At 71.1% G+C, this 19,628-nt stretch carries 17 protein-coding genes; 7 read left to right on the top strand and 10 right to left on the bottom strand.

Going from position 1 to position 19,628, the window contains the following annotated elements:
* Positions 1-20 precede the first annotated feature (20 nt).
* Positions 21-626 (top strand): hypothetical protein, encoded by a 606-nt coding sequence (locus ABD352_RS41030; RefSeq protein WP_344617993.1) that lies wholly within the window; start codon positions 21-23, stop codon positions 624-626.
* A gap of 113 nt (positions 627-739) precedes the next feature.
* On the opposite strand, the gene ABD352_RS41035 is transcribed toward ABD352_RS41030, so the two are convergent.
* The 6 genes from ABD352_RS41035 to ABD352_RS41060 all read right to left on the bottom strand — a co-directional run bounded on the left by ABD352_RS41035 (position 740) and on the right by ABD352_RS41060 (position 10,467).
* The gene (locus ABD352_RS41035) at positions 740-2,692 is read right to left on the bottom strand and encodes a hypothetical protein (protein WP_344617994.1); all 1,953 of its coding nucleotides are present in this window, start codon (positions 2,690-2,692) and stop codon (positions 740-742) included.
* Between the two features lie 239 nt (positions 2,693-2,931).
* Positions 2,932-3,726, bottom strand: coding sequence for a group II intron maturase-specific domain-containing protein (locus ABD352_RS41040; RefSeq protein ID WP_344617995.1), 795 nt, complete (start codon positions 3,724-3,726; stop codon positions 2,932-2,934).
* Positions 3,727-3,881: 155 nt separating this feature from the next.
* The gene (locus ABD352_RS41045) at positions 3,882-5,288 is read right to left on the bottom strand and encodes an IS1380 family transposase (RefSeq protein ID WP_425553863.1); all 1,407 of its coding nucleotides are present in this window, start codon (positions 5,286-5,288) and stop codon (positions 3,882-3,884) included.
* Between the two features lie 323 nt (positions 5,289-5,611).
* A complete protein-coding gene (locus ABD352_RS41050; protein ID WP_344617996.1) occupies positions 5,612-6,835 on the bottom strand; it encodes an IS4 family transposase in 1,224 nt (407 codons plus the stop codon).
* A 146-nt stretch (positions 6,836-6,981) separates the two neighbouring features.
* Positions 6,982-7,959, bottom strand: coding sequence for a WD40 repeat domain-containing protein (locus ABD352_RS41055; protein WP_344617997.1), 978 nt, complete (start codon positions 7,957-7,959; stop codon positions 6,982-6,984).
* A gap of 1,704 nt (positions 7,960-9,663) precedes the next feature.
* Positions 9,664-10,467: a hypothetical protein gene (locus tag ABD352_RS41060; RefSeq protein WP_344617998.1), complete on the bottom strand. Its 804-nt coding sequence runs from the start codon at positions 10,465-10,467 to the stop codon at positions 9,664-9,666.
* A 107-nt stretch (positions 10,468-10,574) separates the two neighbouring features.
* Here ABD352_RS41060 and ABD352_RS41065 point away from each other — a divergent pair, with 107 nt between their 5' ends.
* Both ABD352_RS41065 and ABD352_RS41070 read left to right on the top strand, forming a co-directional pair.
* Positions 10,575-11,135: an ArsR/SmtB family transcription factor gene (locus ABD352_RS41065; RefSeq protein WP_344617999.1), complete on the top strand. Its 561-nt coding sequence runs from the start codon at positions 10,575-10,577 to the stop codon at positions 11,133-11,135.
* Position 11,136: 1 nt separating this feature from the next.
* Entirely contained in the window at positions 11,137-12,330 is a 1,194-nt protein-coding gene (locus tag ABD352_RS41070) for an MFS transporter (protein ID WP_344618000.1), read from the top strand.
* A 458-nt stretch (positions 12,331-12,788) separates the two neighbouring features.
* On the opposite strand, the gene ABD352_RS41075 is transcribed toward ABD352_RS41070, so the two are convergent.
* On the bottom strand, positions 12,789-13,247 hold the full coding sequence (locus ABD352_RS41075; RefSeq protein WP_344618001.1) for a DUF427 domain-containing protein: 459 nt from the start codon (positions 13,245-13,247) through the stop codon (positions 12,789-12,791).
* A 65-nt stretch (positions 13,248-13,312) separates the two neighbouring features.
* On the opposite strand from ABD352_RS41075, the gene ABD352_RS41080 reads away from it, so the two are divergent.
* Both ABD352_RS41080 and ABD352_RS41085 read left to right on the top strand, forming a co-directional pair.
* Entirely contained in the window at positions 13,313-13,852 is a 540-nt protein-coding gene (locus ABD352_RS41080) for a TetR/AcrR family transcriptional regulator (RefSeq protein WP_344618002.1), read from the top strand.
* Between the two features lie 435 nt (positions 13,853-14,287).
* Positions 14,288-14,935: a lysophospholipid acyltransferase family protein gene (locus ABD352_RS41085; RefSeq protein ID WP_344618047.1), complete on the top strand. Its 648-nt coding sequence runs from the start codon at positions 14,288-14,290 to the stop codon at positions 14,933-14,935.
* Between the two features lie 242 nt (positions 14,936-15,177).
* Here the strand turns inward: ABD352_RS41085 and ABD352_RS41090 are convergent, their stop codons facing one another.
* Complete coding sequence (locus ABD352_RS41090) at positions 15,178-15,597, bottom strand: DUF1810 domain-containing protein (RefSeq protein ID WP_344618003.1); 420 nt, start codon at positions 15,595-15,597, stop codon at positions 15,178-15,180.
* Positions 15,598-15,683: 86 nt separating this feature from the next.
* Between ABD352_RS41090 and ABD352_RS41095 the strand changes: the two genes are divergently transcribed.
* Positions 15,684-16,316 carry a TetR/AcrR family transcriptional regulator gene (locus tag ABD352_RS41095; RefSeq protein ID WP_344618004.1) on the top strand — a complete coding sequence of 211 codons (633 nt, stop codon included), beginning with the start codon at positions 15,684-15,686 and terminating at the stop codon, positions 16,314-16,316.
* Between the two features lie 56 nt (positions 16,317-16,372).
* On the opposite strand, the gene ABD352_RS41100 is transcribed toward ABD352_RS41095, so the two are convergent.
* Entirely contained in the window at positions 16,373-16,531 is a 159-nt protein-coding gene (locus ABD352_RS41100) for a hypothetical protein (protein WP_344618005.1), read from the bottom strand.
* Between the two features lie 16 nt (positions 16,532-16,547).
* Here ABD352_RS41100 and ABD352_RS41105 point away from each other — a divergent pair, with 16 nt between their 5' ends.
* A complete protein-coding gene (locus ABD352_RS41105) occupies positions 16,548-17,372 on the top strand; it encodes an SAM-dependent methyltransferase (protein WP_344618006.1) in 825 nt (274 codons plus the stop codon).
* Positions 17,373-17,500: 128 nt separating this feature from the next.
* Here ABD352_RS41105 and ABD352_RS41110 read toward each other — a convergent pair whose 3' ends face one another.
* A complete protein-coding gene (locus ABD352_RS41110) occupies positions 17,501-19,627 on the bottom strand; it encodes a carbohydrate-binding module family 20 domain-containing protein (protein ID WP_344618007.1) in 2,127 nt (708 codons plus the stop codon).
* Position 19,628: the final 1 nt, after the last annotated feature.

A 19,628-nucleotide genomic window follows, 5' to 3' on the forward strand; every position in this document is an offset into this window, starting at 1 on the left:
CGCGCCGATAGGGTGCAAGGGTGGACGAGAAGGCCTTTCTGTGCGTGAGCCCCTGGCCGGAGGTCTACCCGAGCGAGCAGCACGGCGCCTTCGAGGCGCAGCACATCGTTGCGGTGGCCGACGGGGCCGTGCCGCTGCTGTGGCTCGCCCTGTTCCGCGAAGGCGACGTGCGCCACGGCCCGGCGCCCGTCGGGACCGACGACGAGCAGGAATGGGTCGAGGCGAGCGCCTCGGTCGCCGGGCGCGAGCGGGCCCTGGCCAACCTCGCCGCCGCCGGGCCCGCGCTCGACCGGCTCTTCGGCCCGCCCGTCGCCGCCCACGCCGAGCTGCTGCGGCAGGCCCTGCAGTGGTTCCCCGGCGACTGGGTCACGGTCGAGTGGTGGGACGACGTCCGGCCGGTGCCGCCCGGGCCGCCGGACCTTCGCGCCGCCCTCGCCGCGCTCGACGATCCCGGGCTGGGGCCGGATGCGCTGCTTGGGCTGTGCCGCCTCGACCCCGGCGGGCTGCCCGACCCGCCGCAGCCGGGAGCGCCGCTGCTGCCCTACCTCCACGAGCACACCGAGCCGCTGCGGCTGCTGCTGGGGCGGGCGTTCGAGACGCTCGTGCCGTGGGAGCACCCGATCTGAGTCGTCCCGCGGCCCGTCACCCCTCGGCCGTGCCCGCGGCTCGTCCGGGTTCACCACCGACCGGATCGCCCGCACCACCCCGCCGGCGATGTTGAGCTGGAACACGCACCTCGCTAAGGTCTGTGTCGAAGTCCGGTTGTAATGCCGGGCTTGATGAACAGTCCGGGGTGTGCGTCTCGTCGTTCCGGTGTGGTCCTGGCCACTGGTGTGGTGGTGGGGCTCATCCGGGGTTGTCGAGGGCTCGTTCCGAAGGTTCGCCGAGCGCCCTGCCGCTGGCCGTGTTGGCCGGTGGTGGGCTGCGGCCGCCGCGGCCGTCCACTGTGTTGGTGGGGGTCGGGGTGGTGGGTTCCGGTTGACTCGGTCAGGGCTCCTTGCAGCCCTTCGTTGATGGTCTCGATCCCATACCGGTCGAGGGTGGCCCGTGCCGCGTCCCAGTCGACCCGGGCGGTGCTGGGCTGGGCCGGGTCGGTGAGCACGGTGTGCGCGCCGATCAGCGCGGCGACGAGGTCGCGGTCGCCGGTCAGCCCGCAGCTGGGGCAGTGGTGGCGGCGGTCCGCCAAGCTCTTGGGGATGCGCTGGCTGCAGAGGCAGTGTTGGGTCCAGGCGGTGTGCCGGGTCCCGGCCCGCACCAGCCCAAGTCCGCAGCTGGCCTGGGCGGCGACGGCGGTGGTTTCGCGGCGCAGGGCGGCCAGGAGCATGCCGGGGGTGAAGGCGTGGATGCCGCGTCCCCACCGGCGGGCCCAGACACGGATGTCGGTGTCCTCGACAACCAGGCTGTGGCCGTGGACGGCGACCAGGGCCGCCGCGGCGATGCGGGCGCGGGTGTGCCCGGCCCGGGTACGGGCAGCACCGTCGGCCGCGGCCCGGCCTCGCAGCCGCTGGTAGGTGTTGGTCAGGGTGTCGCGCCGGTACGCACGGACCGGTATCCCGGCGGTGTTGGCGACCCGCGGCCCGGCGGGCATGGTGGTCTGCACCGGTGGCAGCCCGGCCGCGTGGCGGCGGTCGGCGCGGCGCTGCTGGCATGGCGAGAGCCGGTACTGGCCAGGGTTGGCGGCGCGCCGGGACCGCTCAAGGGCCCGGTTACGGCGTCGCTGCCGCAGCCGCTCGGCGGCCAGGGCGGCGTCGTGCTCGCCAGTACGGGCGATCCGGCTGGCCGCCAACTCGCCGTCCGGGCTGGTGGGGACGGACACGACGGTCAGGTTGGACACGTTGACGTCCACGCCGCCCCGCCGCTCGAGTTGGGCGGCTGCCTGGCGGCGCTGGGTTACGGCGGGTGAGGTGTAGCCGGGGCCGAGGATCATCAGGTGCGCCTCGTACCGCCACCCACCCGCCGCGCCAGGGTCGCGGTGCCGGACCAGGTCGATCTTGTGCCATCGGTTCGGGTCGGCGAGGTAGTGCTCCAGGACGGGGCGGCGGGCGGGGCCTTGCGGCAGCCGCACCGGCAGGACGAGGTCGTCTCCGCCGAGGCCGGTCAGGATCACCGCGAGGGGGCCGTCGTGATCCCACCATGACCGCACCGGCAGGCCGGCGGTGGTGGCGGTCACGGCCGGCATCCGCCGCGGCTGCCACAACCGGCCGGCGTGCCCGAACGTGGCGCCATGCCCGGCCAGGCTCCCCACCAGCCGGAACGTCTCCCACTTCCGGGCGCGGGTGTGGGAACGGGCCCGGCCCGGGATCGTGGCGAACTGCCACCAGCCGCCCGGGCGGGGCCGGCCGTGCCGGCGGCCGGAGGCGTCGGGGAACAGGTGCCGCTCGGTGGCTTCCCACACCCCGGCGGCCAGGTGCATGGCCAGGGCCTTGGTCAGATACCGCCGCACATGTGGCGCCTTGTCCAGATGCCGGTAGGCGGCGTGCTCCAGCCCGCTGCGGGACAACCCGAGCCGGCCCCGGACCGCGTCCGGCCCAGCCGCCGCCCGCTCACGACACGCCGCCCAGTAGGCGTCGACCCGGGCCCGGGCGTCACGCTGGACGGCCCGCCGGACGGTGAACGCGGCCGCGAACACCCGCTCCAGCGTCCGCCGCGTCCGCGGCTCGTGGACGTCCAGCGGCAGGCGCAGCACCGACACCGGACCCTCGCACCGCCACGGCACCGCCCGGTTCGGCCCCCGCCGCCGTGGTCCTGCCCCCGTCACACATCGACACTACCCAACGCCACCACCCTGCCGGAACCGCGACACATCCTGCGGACAGCAGCGTTAAGTTGGGTCGGGCTGAAGCGCGTTGATGTGATTGCTCACGTTACGTTTCTGCAGCCCGCCCGCCGAACCCGGCGTGCCCGTCTCCGAGCACCGGGCTCTCCACGAGTTCATGCCGTTTGCGCGGCGGGTCCTGGTGTTGCTCTTGCCCAGGGTGTGGGGATGTTGTTCGCCCGGTAGCGGTAGCGGCTGACCGTCACCTGCTGCGGCTGGAACAGCGTCGCCTCGCCCTCGGTTGGTCGCCACCCGGGTAGGTAGCGGCGGATGAGGACGGCCATCTTCGTGTGAGGGTGTCGTTTGCGCAGCCAGCGGACGACCCGATGCCAGGCGTACTGGTCGAGGTAGCCGAAGGTGGCTTTGGACACCCCGTGGCGGAAGTAGGTGCACCAGCCCTGCAGCACCGGATTGAGTTGGCGCAGCAGGACGGCAAGAGCGGGGTGTGATGATCTGTTGGTCAGCGTGCGGACTCGCCCGACGATGGAGGCCAGCGCCTTCTTCGACGGGTAGGTGTAGACCACATGCTTGCCGGTGCCTCGCTTGCGCCTCCGCTGGATGCGGAAGCCCAGAAAGTCGAAGCCCTCGTCGACGTGGCAGACCTTCGTCTTTGCCTCCGACAGGCGCAGACCCATCGGCGCGAGGATCTCGGCGACCTCTGCTCGGAGGGCTTCCGCGTGTGCCTGGCTGCCGCTGACCATCACCACGAAATCGTCCGCGTAGCGGACGATTCTGTAGTTGGGCAGCCCAGCCCGGCGACGCTTGGTCCGTTGATAGTCGGTGCCGCTGTTGGTCTGCCAGCGCTCGGTGAAGTGTTCGTCGAGCACGGACAGTGCCACGTTTGCGAGCAGGGGCGAAAGGATGCCCCCTTGCGGGGTGCCGGCGATGGTGGCCTGCGCCTGACCTGTCAACGGCGGATTAGCCTCGGTCTTTCGTTAAGTGTTGATCAAGGGCCGCGGATGTCTGGTTGATCTCTATTGGACGGCGGCTGATGCCCGGGGCATGGTCGCGGCCCGGCGCATGACCGGGTTCCTCCAGGATTGCTCGTCGGGTCGTGGCGGCGGGTTCAGGTGAGCGGTCGGGGTAGCGCGGTGAGCCGGTCGAACGCGGTGACCAGATCGGTGGCCCAGGGCCAGTGTTCGGCGATGCGTAGCCGGGTTCGTCGGGCGGTGCGGGTGATGCGGGCCGCGACGTGCAGCAGCCGGTAGCGCAGCTTCTTCGGTTCGGCGGCGGCCAGGTCGCCGTCCAGGAGCAGCATCTGGGTCCAGGCGAGCAGGTCGATGGCGGTGAGGGCGAGTTGCAGCCAGGCGGCGTTGATCGCGAACACGCGGGACGGGAACCGGCCGAAGCCGGTGTCCTTTCCGGTGCGGATGCGGTCCTCGACGCGGGCGTGACCGCGGTGGCGGGCCTCGAGGTACTGGATCGAACCCTGGCTGGGTGGGGTGTCGGTCGCGAGGACCTGGTGGCGCATGCCTTCGATGGTGTCGAACAGCGACAGCTGCGCGCCGGGGTGCGGTCGTTCGCGGCGCACGATGAACTGGGTCCCGGCCGGGAACCCGTCGGCGGCGACGAGGCCGGTCAGCTCGCAGATCTCGGCGCCGTCGCGGGGTTCTCCGTCGCCATCAAGAGCGGACACCCACTGGCCGTGCTGTTTGGCGGCAAGGATCGCCTGCCGGATCGGTTCGGTGATCGCAACGCCGACGGAGAAGCGGGTGTCCAGGCCGTGTCCGCGCAGTTCGCGGATGTGGGCGAGCAGGCCGTGGGTGCAGCCGGCCGAGTCGGAGCGGATCAGGATCGGGGTGCCGTGCCGGTGCGCGTCGGGAATCTGGGCCAGGGCGTCGTCGAGGACGGTGATGTGATCAGCGGTGGTGTTGGACCCGGCCCGGCCTTCGCGCAGCATCCCGGACAGCGCTTCACGGGTGTTGTCCAGGAGGCAGAACAGCGGATGGAACCCGAACGTGTGTTTCCAGGTCGGGGTCGCGGACTCCTTCTCGGAGTGGCAGATCACGATGGAGGCGTCCAGATCGAGGACCAGGCCCGGGACCGGCAGACCGGCCGCGGTCGTCATGGGCAGGCCGCCGCGGGTCTCGATCCGCTGCGCCCAGGCCAGTTCCCGTGCCGCAGCGCGAGCGGCATGCAGCCGGGCGAGGACCGCACTGTCCATATCGGACAGCAGCCGCCACGCCGTGGAGTCCGACGCGACCGGCCCGAACAGTTGCGTCTGATCGCGCAGCACGGCCAGGTCCGAGATCGCTTCGCCACCGTCGGCGAGCATCACCGCCAGATCGACCGCGACCCGGCCCGGGTCATGCACACCGCGCCGCTGCCGCAAGTCAGCGAGGGCGTCGCCGCAGGCAGCGGTCAGCCCGGTCGCATCAGCGACGTCAGCGAGCAGCCGGGCGCCGGCATGTCCGACCACGCCACGCCCGTCCGCACTCACGACGATCTTCGGGCGTGTTCCGGTAACCTTCACCCTGCGGGTGCCTTTCGTTGGGATGGATACGACCCTCAGCAAGTCCTATCTTCCCAGCTCAGAAGGCACCCGTTCCTTATCGACCCACCATGTGGGCAGCCCTCAACGAAGGGCCCAGGCTAGTGCCAATACCGCTAACTTAAAGGGGTCTTGTTCGTTTGACCCGGGTGGGTTTGGTGGCGCCGACGATGGTGACGATCGGTTCGGGTGGGCGGTGTGGTTCGTAGTGCTGGGACCGTTTGAGGGGCCAGCCGGCGACTTTTCGTTTGATGACGCGAGGATTGGATCGCCGCCGTCGTTCGGGTAGGAGACGGTGACGGAGCTCAGTGAGCGTGGCGTTGAGTGCGCGGGCGAGTTTGCCGGGGGGAAAATGCCGCCTGGTCAGTGACCTGGCGGCGTGCGACTCGCAGTGAGCGGATGAAGGAGATCCGATCGGGGTCGTGGTCGCCTTCGCGGGCTGCCTGGTGCATCAGGGTCCGGATGGCGTGGTGGACGAGCAGAAATCCGTAGAGCTCCTGCTCGGCCCCGTCGGGATACTGGGAACGCAGAACCAGATGCGGACCGCCGAGATGGGTTTTGATCTCGTCCAGGGTGGACTCGAACTCCCATCGTTGGGCGTAGACCGCGGCCAGTTCCGCCGCTGGCGCGGCGATCGGGTCCATGATGGTGGTGATCAGCCGGTAGACGTCTTCGTGGCCGGTGATCATGTACTCCACCACGCGCACCCGTACTCCGCGGCGGGTGTGGTGGATGTCCTTCTGGTCGAAGATCTCGCTGAGATACGAGCCGTCGGGCAGCTGCTCGACCACGGCAAGCACGATGTCCTTGCGGACCCGCCACAGCAGGTCCGCTCCGGTCGCGGCTGCCGATTGCCACAGCTCGACACCGAAGAATCCACGGTCGGCAAGCAGCAGCGTGTCCGGCCGAAGGGACGCAAAGACCTGGCGAGCCAGAGCGTGCTCGCCGGTGCGCAGCGGCCCGATCTCGGCGGCGAACACGGCGTGAGTGCCGCATTCGACCAGGCCGACCATCCGGATCTGCGGATGACCGACGTGCAGTTCACCCCGTCCGGATCGGGGTGGTCGCCCGAACGCATCCACGTTTGCCGTGGAGTCCGGCAGGTCGAAGGTCGTCCCGTCGATCGCGCACAGGCGCCAGCCACGATAGAAAGCGCCTCGGGTTGCGTCATCAGCGACCGGATGGCACACCGTGGCGAACAGGTCCTTGACCGGTTCGACACCCAGCCGTGACCGGGCCTTCGCGATCGCCGCCGAAGACGGCACCGTCCACTGCCCGCGCCACCGCTCACGCAGCCCCTCGGTCAACAGCCGAGCGACTTCCTCGTAGCCCTGCCCGGAAAACAAGCACATCGCCAGCACGAAGTAGACCACCAGCCGGGCCGGCAGCAGCCGACTGCGTTGCTCCAGACGCCCGGTCGAGGCAAGCGCCGCATCCACAAGCGACGGCGGGAACGCCGCCGTCAACACCCCAATCGCAACGCGATCTGAGAGACGCTCACCCGACCTCGACTGACCCGCACGCGGCACGCCACAACGCTACCATCGATGACGCCCTAAGTTAGCGGTATTGAGGCTAGTGCCGCATCTGGTCGCGTTTGCCTCACGCTCATCCCGCCGGCGCGTTGTCCAAGCCCATACCAGGCCCAATCGTCGGCGTCCTGCGGTAGCAGAGGTCAGGCGGCAGGTAGTCGCCACACCATGACGGTCCTGTCTTGGCTGGCGGTGGCCATGGTCTTGCCATCCGGGCTGAACGCCACCGAAGATACAAAGTGCTTGTGGTCGGTGAGGGTGGCGAGTCGGGTCGGCGCGGCCGGGTTGGTCACGTTCCACACGATGACCGTCTTGTCGTCGCTGGCGGTGGCCATGGTCTTGCCATCCGGGCTGAAGGCCACCGACCGAACCGTATCCGTGTGGCCGGCGAGGGTGACGAGTCGGGTCGGCGCGGCCGGGTTGGTCACGTTCCACACGATGACCGTCTCGTCGTCGCTGGCGGTGGCCATGGTCTTGCCGTCCGGGCTGAACGCCACCGACTTCACCAGGTTCTTGTGGTCGGTGAGGGTGGCGAGTCGGGTCGGCGCGGCCGGCTTGGTCATGTTCCACACCATGACCGTGCCGTCGTAGCCGCCGGTGGCCATGGTCTTGCCGTCCGGGCTGAACGCCACCGAAGATACCCAGTGCTTGTGGTCGGTGAGGGTGGCGAGTCGGGTCGGCTCGGCCGGGTTGGTCACGTTCCACACCATGACCGTGCGGTCGTGGCTGGCGGTGGCCATGGTCTTGCCGTCCGGGCTGAAGGCCACCGAATACACCTCGTCCTCGTGGTCGGTGAGGGTGGCGAGTCGGGTCGGCGCGGCCGGGTTGGTCACGTTCCACACCATGACCGCCTTGTCGTCGCTGGCGGTGGCCATGGTCTTGCCATCCGGGCTGAACGCCACCGACTCCACCACATGCTTGTGGTCGGTGAGGGTAGCGAGCCGGGTCGGCACGGCCGGGTCGGTCACGTTCCACATGATCACCTTGCTGTCGTAGTCGCCGGTGGCCATGGTCTTGCCGTCCGGGCTGAACGCCACGGAAGACACCGCGGCCTTGTGGTCGGTGAGGGTGGCGAGCCGCGTCGGCTTGTAGCTGTTTTGAGCGGCTAGGGCGATCACCACGACGATGATCGCAAGCGCGGCAGCCGCCGCGACGGCGAGCAGTCGACGCCGGTTCCTGCGTGCCGGAATCGCCGGAGTGTCGACGGCCACCGGCGCCGGTTGCGGCCGGTGCGGGGACGGTGGTGAAGACGGGTCCGACATCCTGGCTCCTCGGTCGGTGGATTGCGCCCAAGGTAGAAATCCATCGGCAGCGGGACATCGGTGTTAGCACGTAATCCGTGGATACGTCGGGATCCCGACGACATCTGTGGTGTCTTGTGGTGACAGTGCAGGCGCCTGATGAGGTGTACACCTCGGGGGAGACTGGAGCGTCGATCAGAACGAGGCAAACGTGACTAGATGCGGCACTAGCAGACAAGGTGCATGGCCTGGACCGACATGGAGCCGGACGGACTCGACACGCGACTCGACACGCGACTCGACACGCGCCGTGTGATGAATTTCTGTACGGGGTCAAGGCGCCGCTGACGCGGCGCACCGCGGCGCCTGGGGGTCGCTTCGCGCCCGAGCCTGCGGGCTTCGCCCTCCAGCTCGGCAAGCCCCCGGCGCCCGCACCGGAGTCAGCAGCGCCAGACTGACGGAAGACAAAACAACGCCCGGCCCGCCGGCGCAACCGAGGACCAGGGCGTGAAGGTCGATCGGTGGAGCAACTCGGGCTCTGAGCGGAACTCGCGGTGCGGCAACACCCTCCCCGCCGCCATCTTCTCTGACGTGATGGCCCAGCTTGTCAAGGTCGTTCGTCCGGTAGGGCGCTCCACCTTGACAAGCTGGGCCATCACGAGAACCTGGCACCGGTGAGGGCCCCGCCGCTGTCTGAGGGCGGCCGGAATCGATGTCGGGCGTGCCCGCGTGTTGACGCGTACGTGTCAACACCTAGCTGGGTCCGGTTGGACAGCGCTTAAGGCTCGATTGGTGGAACGATTCGGGCAACCGCATGCTCTATCTGCTCCGCGATCCCGGCGTTAACCAGAGCTTCGCGCACGAGTTTCCGCATCCTCGGAAAGTCGGAGGCACTCGCGATGTCGACCCGAGAAACCTTATGCTCCGCTTGCGCCACGCGGTGGGGATGCCCAGCCGACGACGTTTCGTCGTTCCCGGTTTCGGGATCATTCGTTCCCGCACCGGCATCGGGGTGAACCGGCGGGCCTTGAGATCATCTCGTAGCTCGGCCAGGAACCCCGCTTCCGGCGCTTCGATGGCGTCAGGTCTGACCCCATCGACCCCGGCGGACCGCTTCCCTCGGTTGCCCCGCACCCGCCGCCAGGCCACGACCAGCATGGCGGGATCGCAGACGAGATTCCACAAATCATCGAACCGGCGACCAGGATCGACGGTCGCCCATTGGTGCAGCTTGGTCTGGATCCGTAGTACCCGGTCCTCAGCCAGTTCGGCCTGCGGTCCCGGCACGCCGGTGTTCACCGGCGATCTCCCGCCATGCCAGTTCCTGCACTGCGAACTCGCTGCCGCCCTTCGCCCTGTGGACGGCTTTCCCGTCCTCCACGATGGGGCGTTACCCCCACGACTACTATGGCGGCTCCACCACGTCCCGACCCCATCAGCCGAGCGCGAACCTGCCCGCCACCGGCCTGGACGGCCGAACGGCGGGCCGAGCCCGGGACGCTTCCCACGTTCACCGTGCACCGGTCGACGGGTGAGGTGCCCAACTTTGCCCCTGCGACATCGCCACGAGTACGCCTCAGGACACTAGCCGTTGCGGTGGTGCTTCTTCACGAACGTGTAGCCGGGGGCCAGCTCCTCGGCGCCCTCGGTGATCCGCTCGTGCAGGGCCCGCTGGCGCTGCGACGGCTGAGAGCCCTCCGGCAGGCGGCGCAGGAAGCCGTTGACCCAGTGCTCGCGGCGCTCGCCCGGCTCGGCGCCGGGGGTCGGGGCAGGCTCGATCAGCGGGGCGTAGAAGAGCATGTCGGCGGGCTCCTCGCCCTCGACCGCCGGGTAGGACGGGACGCCGGCCCGGTCGACGCTGCCGGGCACGCGGGTGACGAAGCCCTCGCGGATCAACTGCTCCACGGCGTTGCGCAGCAGGAACAGGCCTCTCGTGCCGCGGCCCAGCCCGGCCTTGCGGGTCAGCTCGGACTCGGCGAAGACCGCGCTGCCGTCGTCGAAGACCCGGCCCATCCGCCGTACCGCGTGCAGCACCTTCCCCCGGTTCGAGGTGCCCGGCGGGCACTCCCGGGTGGCGACCGCGGGGTCGTACTCGTGGAAGTAATCGACGCCGTCGACCCGCATCGGCTCCTCGAGCGGGGTCGTGCGCAGCGTCACCTCGTTGCGGGCCGCCGACCAGGACACGGTGACGAGCACGCCGGGGTGGAAGTCAGGCGGCCACGCGATGCCCTCGAGGACGCCGTCGGCCGGCGCCGCCTCCTGCGGGTGGCGGTTCAGCAGCACCGCCGCGCCGTCGCGCAGAGCCGCGACGCACTCGTCCGGGACGGGGCACTGTCCCCCGTCCAGATCGGCGCGCCGCAGCGCGACCAGCCGCGTCACGGTCCGCACCGCCCGAAGATACCCCGACCAGGCCACGGTCCCGATACGTCGGCCGCCCGACCTGCATTCCAAACATATGCTTGACATCTATCCGAGCCGCGGCCGAGAATCCAAGCATGTCTTTGGTATCCGATCCGGTGGCGATCCGGGCGCTCGCCCACCCGCTGCGGCTCAAGCTGCGGGAGCTCATCGGGCGCGAAGGCCCGATGACCGCCGCGCAGGCGGCCCGCGAGCTGGGGGTCAGCCAGGCGCTGGCTTCGCACCACCTGCGGCAGCTGGCGAAGTACGGCTTCGTGGAACAGGCCGAGGCCGCCGACAACCGGGAGCGGCCGTGGCGGGTCACCGCCACCTCCTACTCGTGGGACGCCGGGGCCGGCCTGGCCGCTGACGCGCTCGAGCAGCTGGTCGCCCAGCGGGCGGTCGGCAACCTGGCCGAATGGCAGCGCCGCCGCGGCGAGGAGGAGCCGGTCTGGCGGGACAACACCGGCATCGGCCAGAGCCTCGTGTACCTCACCGCCGACGAGATGGCCGAGCTGCGCCAGGCCCTCGACGCGCTCATCGACCCGCTCGTCGCCCGCCGCCGCCTCGGCGACGCCGCCGCCCGCCCCGAGGGGGCCCGGCCGGTCGACCTCACCATCATCTGCACCCCGCTACCGCCGACCCGGTCCGGAGGCTGACGTGCGCGTCCTCGCCCGCCACCCCGGCCTGCGGCTGCTGCTGGCGGCCGGCCTGGTGTCGCTCACCGGCGACTGGATCCTGCGCGCCGGGCTCGCCTACGCCGTCTACCAGCTCACCGGCTCCACCCTCGCCGCCGCCACCACGCTGCTGGCCGGCCTGCTGCCCCAGCTAGCCTGCGCCTCGATCGCCGGGGTCTTCGCCGACCGGTGGGACCGCCGCCGGGTCATGATCGGCTCCAACCTGCTGCTCGCCGCGGGCCTGCTGCCGCTGCTGGCCGTGCATGAACCCGGCCAGGTGTGGATCGTCTACCTCGTCACGGCGGCGCAGAGCGCGCTGAGCCAGTTCTTCGTGGCCGCGGAGGCCGCCGTGGTACCGCACCTGGTCCCACCCCAGGACCTGGTCGCCGCCAACGCCCTCAACACCCAGAACCGCGACATCGCCCGCCTCCTCGGCGCCCTCGCCGGCGGCGTCGTCGCCGCGGCCGGCGGCATCCCCCTGCTCGCCGCCGTCGACATCGCGAGCTTCCTCGCCGCCGCCGCGCTGCTGTGGCGCCTGCGCCCCGCCCCGGCCCCCGGCGCCGAGTTCGCCCACGGCCTGCTGCGCGAGTGGGCCGACGGCCTGCGCCACGCCACCACCGAGCCGGCCCTGCGCCTGCTGCTCGTCTTCGTCCTCGTCACCGGCGTCGGCGAGGCCGCCATGGGCACCCTGCTCGCCCCGTTCGTCCGCGACGTGCTGCACGCCGGCCCCGGCATCTACGGTCTCATCGTCGCCGTCCAGGCCGTCGGCGGCATCGCCGGCGGGCTGCTGGCCGCGTCCGCCGGCCACCGCCTGAGCCCGGGCCGCCTGGCCGGCGGCGGCGCGCTCGCCTTCGGCGCCCTCGACCTCGTCCTGTTCCTCTACCCGACGCTCGCCCCCGTCTGGTGGCCCGCCGTGGCGATCATGCTCGCCGTCGGGCTGCCCGGCGCCCTCATGCTCGCCGGCCTCTTCACGCTCTTCCAGACCCACACCGCCGACAGCCACCGCGGCCGCGTCTTCGGCGCGTTCAACGCCGTCGAGGCCGCCGCCATGCTCGCCGGTGCCCTCGCGGCCGGGGTGCTCGGCGACCGCCTCGGCGTCGTGCCGGTCCTCGTCGTCAACGGGCTCGGCTACTGCCTGGCCGGCGCGCTGCTGCTGGCCGCCCGGGTGCGCGCGTAACCCCGCGGCGCTGCGGGCCTGGGCCGGCTCCGGCCGCGCGGACCTGTTCTGCGGCTACCCGATCCGCCCTGGTCTCTCCGGCTCTCCGGCTCTCCGGCTCTCCGGCTCTCCGGCTCTCCGGCTCTCCGGCTCTCCGGCTCTCCGGCTCTCCGGCTCTCCGGCTCTCCGGCTCTCCGGCTCTCCGGCTCTCCGGCTCTCCGGCTCCCCGCCTCTCCGGCTCCCCGCCTCTCCGGCTCCCCGCCTCTCCGGCTCCCCGCCTCTCCTCCTCTTTGCTCTCCGCTTCTCTGCCTCGTCGGCTCTTCGCCTCTTCGGCTGATGCGGCGGGGTGGCGCCGTTTCAGTGCCGCGTCAGGATCGGTTGGCACAGTGGTGTGCAGCAACGCGGTACGCCCTGGTCGTTGACCGGCCAGCTGCCCAAATTCGCGGCATCGGCCGGGGCGTACCGTGGCGCTGCTCTTGTCACCAGCCCTGGGTCCCCGGTGCGCCCTTGATCGGCCCCGCGATCTCGGCCGTGACCCAGCCGCCGTAGAAGTCCCCGGACTGCGGCACGACCCGTTCCCCGTCGACCGTGCACTCGTCGACCTTGCCCGGGTAGAACGCCAGCCGCCCACGGAGCACTTCGTACCCGGCCGATGGCGCAGCGTACTCCCACGCGGCGTCCTGGATTACCGCGTCGCCGACGTGCAGATCCCAATAGCCGGCCACGCCCTTGAACTCACAGAGCGTGCTGGTACGGGACGGCTCCAGGTGGGCCGCGACGTCGTCGCGCGGGATGTAGTACACCGGCGGATGCGACGTCTCGAGCACCCTGACCGCCCGTTGTGAGTCGGCCACGGTCCGCCCGCCGTGCCGGACCACGATGCGCCGCGGCGTCGGCTCGACCCGCGGCGGTCGCGGATAGTCCCAGACAGACTCCATGGGTCGCTGCATGCCTCAAGTCTCCTCGGTAGACACTGTCTACGCCCCCGTGGTAGACAGTGTCTATGCGCGATCGACTGGTGCGGGCCGGCGTGGAGCTGGTGGCCGAGGGCGGCACCGTGTCGCTGCGCGAGATCGCCCGGCGCGCCGGCGTCTCACACGGCGCGCCGCGCCGCTACTTCCCGACGCACGTCGAGCTGTTGTCGGCCATCGCGGGGGAGGGCTTCGCGTCGCTGGGCGCGTGCCTGGCCGCGGTCCCGCCGGAGGGCCCGCCGCGGGCCCGGCTATCGGCGCTGGCGCACGCGTACGTGGAGTTCGCGACGGCCAACCGCGGCATGTACGAGCTGATGTTCCGGCACGACCTGCTGCGCTCGGACCGCCTGGGCCTGCGGGAGACGAGCCTGCCGCTGTTCGAGTCCCTGGCTGCGTTGCTGGCGGCGGCGCGCCCGACGCCCGATCCCGTCGCCGCCGCGGGCGCCCTGTGGTCGAACCTGCACGGCATCATCCAGCTGTGGTGGTGGGGCAGCCTGCCCTTGGCCGCCGGCCCCGACTCCCTGCCCGCCTTGATCGACGCCGCCGTAGCCGCCCACGCGGGCCCGTCATAACCCCACGCTTCACCCGCAAACCCAGGGAGTACGACAATGCCCGATATTTCGCGAAATAGCATCTCAAGCGCACCAGAAGGCGCCCCGACGGAGCGCGCACGGGCGAACGGCATGCCCGTCGGGCTGGCGGGAGCGCCCACCGACACGCCGCCCGCGCAACGGCTCGGCCCGCCGGACCCCGGCACGGCAGTGCCTGAGCGACGCGGCCTGCCAGACAGTGGCGCGGAGGCGCCGGGGCGGCCCGGCGGTGCGGCGGCTGGACGGCCCGGCCTGCCGGACAGCGATGCGGAGGAGGCGGCGCGGCCCGGCGGTTCAGCCACGGAGGAGCGACCCGCCCAACCAGGTGGCGGCGGTGCATCCGACCCGTCCGGAAGCGCGTCAGCGGCAGTCTCGGCCGGCGTGTCCGAGCGCGGCCCGGCTTCGCGGCGGCCCTCCATGCCGCCGCTGTACCGCCTGGCCCGAGCAACGGCCGGCACCATCCTGCGCGTGGCCTGGCGCCCCGACGTCCACGGCCTGGACCGCATCCCTGCCGGCGGCGCGATCCTGGCCGGCAACCACCTGTCCGTCGCCGACGAGCTGTTCCTCGGCGCCGTCGTGCCCAGGCACATCGCGTTCTGGGCGAAGGCGGAGTACTTCCGCGGCCACCCGGTCGCCGCCAGGCTCGTCGCCGGCCTCGGTGCGATCCCGGTCGAGCGGGCCGGCGGGCGGGCGGTGCTCACCGCGTTCGACGCCGCAGTGCCCGTCCTGTGCGCCGGCGGCCTGGTCGCCGTCTTCCCCGAAGGTACCCGCTCGCCCGACGGGCGGCTGTACCGCGGGCGGACCGGCGCAGTGCGCCTCGCGCGGCAGGCCGGGGTGCCGATCGTGCCGTTCGCGGTGAGCGGGACCGACCTCGTCCAGCCGATCGATGCCCGGGTGCCGCGGCTCGTGCGCAGGGTCCGGGTGACGTTTCGGTTCGGGGCGCCGGTCGGGGTTGGTGAAGGGACGGCCCGGGAGGCCACCGATGTGGTGATGGACCGGATCGCCGCGCTGTCCGGGTGTGAGTACGTCGCCCGCTATGCCCCCCTCCTGCGACTCGGCCGGTAACCGAGAGCCGATAACCGAGAGCCGAGAGCCGACGACCGATTGCTGATAGCCGATGACCAACAAGCCCAGCCGGCGCGCGTGACACCCTCCTGTGGGTTGGCCGGGGCTGCTCAGCGCTGGCGGGTGGCGAGTTCCGGATGCGTTGCGGAAACCCCCGGCCCGGTGCGGCTCCGCTCATCTCACCGTAACCCACCACGCAAATTACCGATCTTCATCTATGCGCAGCGTAGTCGATCCAGTACCTACAGGCGGCGGACCGTTTCGGTGTCCTCCAGGCCATCGTAGAAGCGGTCCAGGACGCGGGTGAAGCGGCGCTCGGCGGGTTCGGCGTGGGCGAACAGGGTCATGCTCGAGCGCAGCTTCAGGGCGTCGATGTCGCCGAGGATCTGGGCGGCCGTGTGGGTTGTGTCGGCCAGCAGGGCGTCGGCGCATTCCAGCAGGCGGGCGCCGAGGACGGGGTGCTGGAGGTAGGCGCGGGCCTCGTCCAGGGAGCGGATGGCGTAGCGCTCGGCCATCGAGCTTCGGCCCAGGCCCGCGATCTGCGGGAAGACGTACCACATCCAGTGGCTGCGCTTGACGCCCGCGCGCAGTTCGGACAGGGCCTCGGCGTAGCTGTACTCCTGGGCGGCGACGAAACGGGACAGCTCGTACGGATCGTCCATGTCGCCCACGGTACCGGCGGCCGCGCGGCGAGGTACCTGCGCAGGAGCCGATCAAGCTCGCCGAACGGCCGTAGGATGTGCGGATCATGTCCGATTCGACGCGGCCGCGGGTCAGGCAGGGGCGCCCGCCGAAGATCTCCCGGCCCGAGATCCTCGCCGCCGCTCGCCGGGTGATCGACGACCGCGGCATCGGACGGCTCACGATGCGGCAGCTGGCCACGGAGCTGGGCACGACCCCGATGGCCATCTACTACCACGTGCAGAACCGCGACGCGCTGCTCCTGCTGCTGCTCGACGACTACGCCGGCGGCGTCGACCGGCCGTGCCTGCCGGACGAGCCGCGGGCCCGGCTGGTCGCCGCCGCCACCACCATGCACGACGTGCTGGCGCGGTGCCCGTGGATCGTCGAGGTGCTCACCGCCGAGGACCTGGTCGCCGGCTCCGCGCTGTGGATCGTCGAGACCATCGTCGACGCGGCCGTGGCGTGCGGGCTCGGCCCGGACGAGGCCGTGCGTGTCTACCGCACGATCTGGTACTACACCGCCGGCGAGATCATCGTGCGGGCGGCCCGGCGCGCGAGCGACGCCGAGGTCCTCGGCCGGCTGGACCCGGCCACCCACCCGCGGCTGTCGTCCCTGGCGGAGCGCTGGCCGGCGCTGACCGGCGAGGACACGTACCGCCACGGCCTGCAGGCGCTCGTCGCCGGCCTGCTCGGCTGAGGGCGCGCCAGGCCGGCGACGAACAGGCCGGCCGGCTCGGCTGAGGGCGCGCCCCGTCAGATGTCGAGGTCCTCGACCTCGGGCTCTTCGCGGATGACCTGCAGCGCGAGGGTGCAGAGCTCTGGCGGCAGCAGCGGGTCCGGCTCCTCCGCGGTGTCCACGTCGCCCTGGCGGTCATGGCCGCGGCTGACCGCTGTCGGCGCACGGCCGGACATCCGGTAAGTTCGCTTGGTGGACAATGGCGGAGTGGCCAACGGCGGACAGCTGCGGATCGACACGACGGTGCCCCACCCGGCCCGGCGGTACAGCTACTGGCTCGGCGGCAAGGACCATTTCGCCGCCGACCGCGAGTCCGGCGACGCGATCGCCGCCGCCTTTCCCGCCGTGGTGGAGCTGGCCCGGGCCAACCGCGCGTTCCTGCGCCGCGCCGCGCGTTACCTCGCCGAGTCCGGCGTCCGGCAGTTCCTCGACATCGGCACCGGCCTGCCCGCCCCCGACAACACCCACGAGGTGGCGCAGCGCATCGCGCCGGAGTCCCGCGTGGTGTACGTCGACAACGACCCGATCGTGCTGGTCCACGCCCAGGCGCTGCTCGTCGGCGACTCCCGCGGTCGCACCGCGTACCTCGAGGCCGACGTGCGCGACCCGGACGCCATCCTGGCCCACCCGGACCTGCTCGCCACCCTCGACCTCGACCGCCCGGTCGCCCTGCTGCTCGTCGCGATCCTGCACTTCGTGCACGACGACGACCAGGTCGCCGACGTGGTGAGCCGCCTCGTCGGCGCCCTGCCCTCCGGCAGCCACCTCGTGCTCAGCCACGGCACGATGGACTTCAGCACCCCGGAGGGCGTCGCCGCCTACGAGAAGATGTTCGCCGCTGGCGGCACCGACGTGCGGGCCCGCTCCAAGGCCACCCTGCAGCGCTACCTCACCGGCCTGGAGCTGATCGAGCCCGGCATCGTCCCGGTCACCGAGTGGCGCCCCGACAACCCCGCCGACCCCCGCCCGGTCAGCCCCGACCTCGGCATCTACGGCCTCGTCGCCCGCAAGCCCTGAAGCGGCCTCGTCAGGCCGGAGGCCGGAGGCCGGAGCCCGGAGGCCGAGCCCGGAAGCCGCAAGCCCTGAACCCCGGACGCGCAACGCCCCCGGCGGATGGCCGCCGGGGGCGAGGGTCAGGCGGGGCACTACTTCCAGGTCGTGTTGACCGTCTGCGCCGACGTGCCGGTGCTGAGGGTGCGGTTGGCGCCGCTCTCCCAGATGACCGACCCGTCGGGGTTCTTCTTGATGAACTTGTACTCCACCGAGGTGTTCGCCGGCAGGGTGACCGTCGCCGACCAGATCGGGTAGTTCGCCGAGGACAGGGCGATCGCGCTGCTGGTGTTCCACGAGCCGAGCGCCGGGATCGAGCCGACCACGAAGACGTTCTGCCCGTAGGTGGTGGTCACGTTGGCGTTGAAGGTGACCGCCGGGTCGGTCGTCGACGAGCCGTTCCATGTCGTGTTGATCGTGCCTGTGCCGCTGGCCGGGACCGTGTAGGTGTGGTTGCTGCCCGGCTCCCACGTGACGGCGCCGCCGGAGGTCTTGGCGATGAACTTGTACTCGATGGCGGTGCTCGCGGGCAGGCTCACCGTCGTGGTCCACGACGACCCGCTCGCCGTCATCGGGATCGCTGAGGCGGTGTTCCACGACCCGAGCTGCGCGACGGAGCCGACCAGGTAGATCGGGTTGCCGGTCGGCGCGCCGGTGACGGTGAAGGCGACACCGCCGGGCGTGGGCGAGGTGGTGGCGCCGCCGGTGACGCGGGCGTCGGTGTGCAGCGCCACCGCGTCCTTGGCGGCGACGCCGAGCGTGGCCTGGCCGCTCGCGTTCACCGTCACCGTCGGCCCGGAGCAGGTGCCGGCGGCGGCGTTGAAGTCGCCGTGGATGACGTCGCAGTAGGTGCCCGCCGCCAGCCCGGTCGCGAACGTGCGGGACCCCACCGCCGAGCCGCTGTTGTTGATGGCGACCCAGCCGTTGGTACCGCGGGAGAAGGCGATCGCGTTCGAGCCGTCCGACCACCAGTTGCCCACGGTCGTGTCGGCCCGGGTGGCGTTGTGGAAGCCGACCATGTTCTTGATCGCCCGCTGCCGGTGCTGGCACTCCCACCCGCTGCCGCAGCTGACCGCGGTCACGTAGCCGTTGCCGTCGGCGGGCGGGGAGGCGTCGTTGTTGCTGAAGCTGAACGACGACATGACGTTCGGTGTGCCGAAGTTCCAGGCCAGCATGAACACGTTGGCGAGGGTGTCGGTCGTGCCGGCCTTGTAGTTGAGCGTCGAGCCGTTGCGCTCGGTGTCGTGGTTGGACACGAACACGGTCGACTTGGCGCTGGGCTCCAGGCCCCAGCTCGGGCCGAACGTCTGCAGGTTGGCGATGCTGCCGTTGAACTGGTTCTTCAGGTTGGTGGCGTAGTTGAACTCCAGGACGCCGCCGATGCCCTCGTAGGCGGCCGGGGCGAGGCTGCCGGAGCCGCCGGGCATGACCTCCTGGGCGATGTACACGCCCTGGTTGGTGAGCTTGCCCTTGATGGCGCTCAGGTCGGCGGGCGGGATGTGCTTGGCCGCGTCGACCCGGAACCCGTCGACGCCGACCGAGATGAGGTCGTTGAGGTAGCCGGCGATCTTCGTGCGTACGTAGTCGGTGCCGGTCTTGAGGTCGGACAGGCCGACCAGCTGGCAGTTCCAGACCTCGGCGGAGTTGTTGTAGTCGTGGATCTGGTTGTCGGACTGCGGGCAGTCGGCGGGGTAGAAGTGGAAGTCCGACGAGGAGTAGCCGGCGCTGGGGTAGCTGTAGTTGTTTGTGAAGCTCGCGCCGCCGTACGCCGTCGTGCTCGACTGGTTCGCGCCGGTCATGTGGTTGATGACGGCGTCGACGTACACCTTGACCCCGGCCGCGTGGCAGGTGCTCACCATGGCTGTGAACTGGGCCCGGGTGCCCATCCTGCTGTTGAGGTCGTAGGCGGCGGGCTGGTAGATGTCCCACCACGGGTGGCCGGCGACGCTGATCGAGTCCTCGGGCGGGGCGACCTGCACCGCGCCGTAGCCGGCCGGGCCGAGCACGTTCGTGCACTCGGCGGCGACCGAGGTCCACGGCCACAGCCACAGGTTGGCGATGACGTCGTTGGTGCCGGTCGCCGCCTCGGCCTCCCGGTTCGCCGACAGCAGCGGCACGGTGAGGGCGGCGGCGCCGAGGAGGAGACCGGCGACGGCGGAAAGGGTTTTGCGCGCCGATGGCGAGGACGCGAAGGGCGCTAGGGACAGGCGGGGTTTGCGCACA

It is taken from the genome of Dactylosporangium salmoneum (assembly GCF_039532525.1).
Classification (GTDB): Bacteria; Actinomycetota; Actinomycetes; order Mycobacteriales; family Micromonosporaceae; genus Dactylosporangium; species Dactylosporangium salmoneum.

Bases quoted from the DNA above. Each gene is read 5' to 3' on its own strand.
- ABD352_RS41085 (WP_344618047.1), top strand. From the start codon at position 14,288: ATGCCGCCGCTGTACCGCCTGGCCCGAGCAACGGCCGGCACCATCCTG.
- ABD352_RS41075 (WP_344618001.1), bottom strand. From the start codon at position 13,247: ATGGAGTCTGTCTGGGACTATCCGCGACCGCCGCGGGTCGAGCCGACG.
- ABD352_RS41095 (WP_344618004.1), top strand. From the start codon at position 15,684: ATGTCCGATTCGACGCGGCCGCGGGTCAGGCAGGGGCGCCCGCCGAAG.
- ABD352_RS41080 (WP_344618002.1), top strand. From the start codon at position 13,313: ATGCGCGATCGACTGGTGCGGGCCGGCGTGGAGCTGGTGGCCGAGGGC.
- ABD352_RS41100 (WP_344618005.1), bottom strand. From the start codon at position 16,531: ATGTCCGGCCGTGCGCCGACAGCGGTCAGCCGCGGCCATGACCGCCAG.
- ABD352_RS41065 (WP_344617999.1), top strand. From the start codon at position 10,575: ATGTCTTTGGTATCCGATCCGGTGGCGATCCGGGCGCTCGCCCACCCG.
- ABD352_RS41090 (WP_344618003.1), bottom strand. From the start codon at position 15,597: ATGGACGATCCGTACGAGCTGTCCCGTTTCGTCGCCGCCCAGGAGTAC.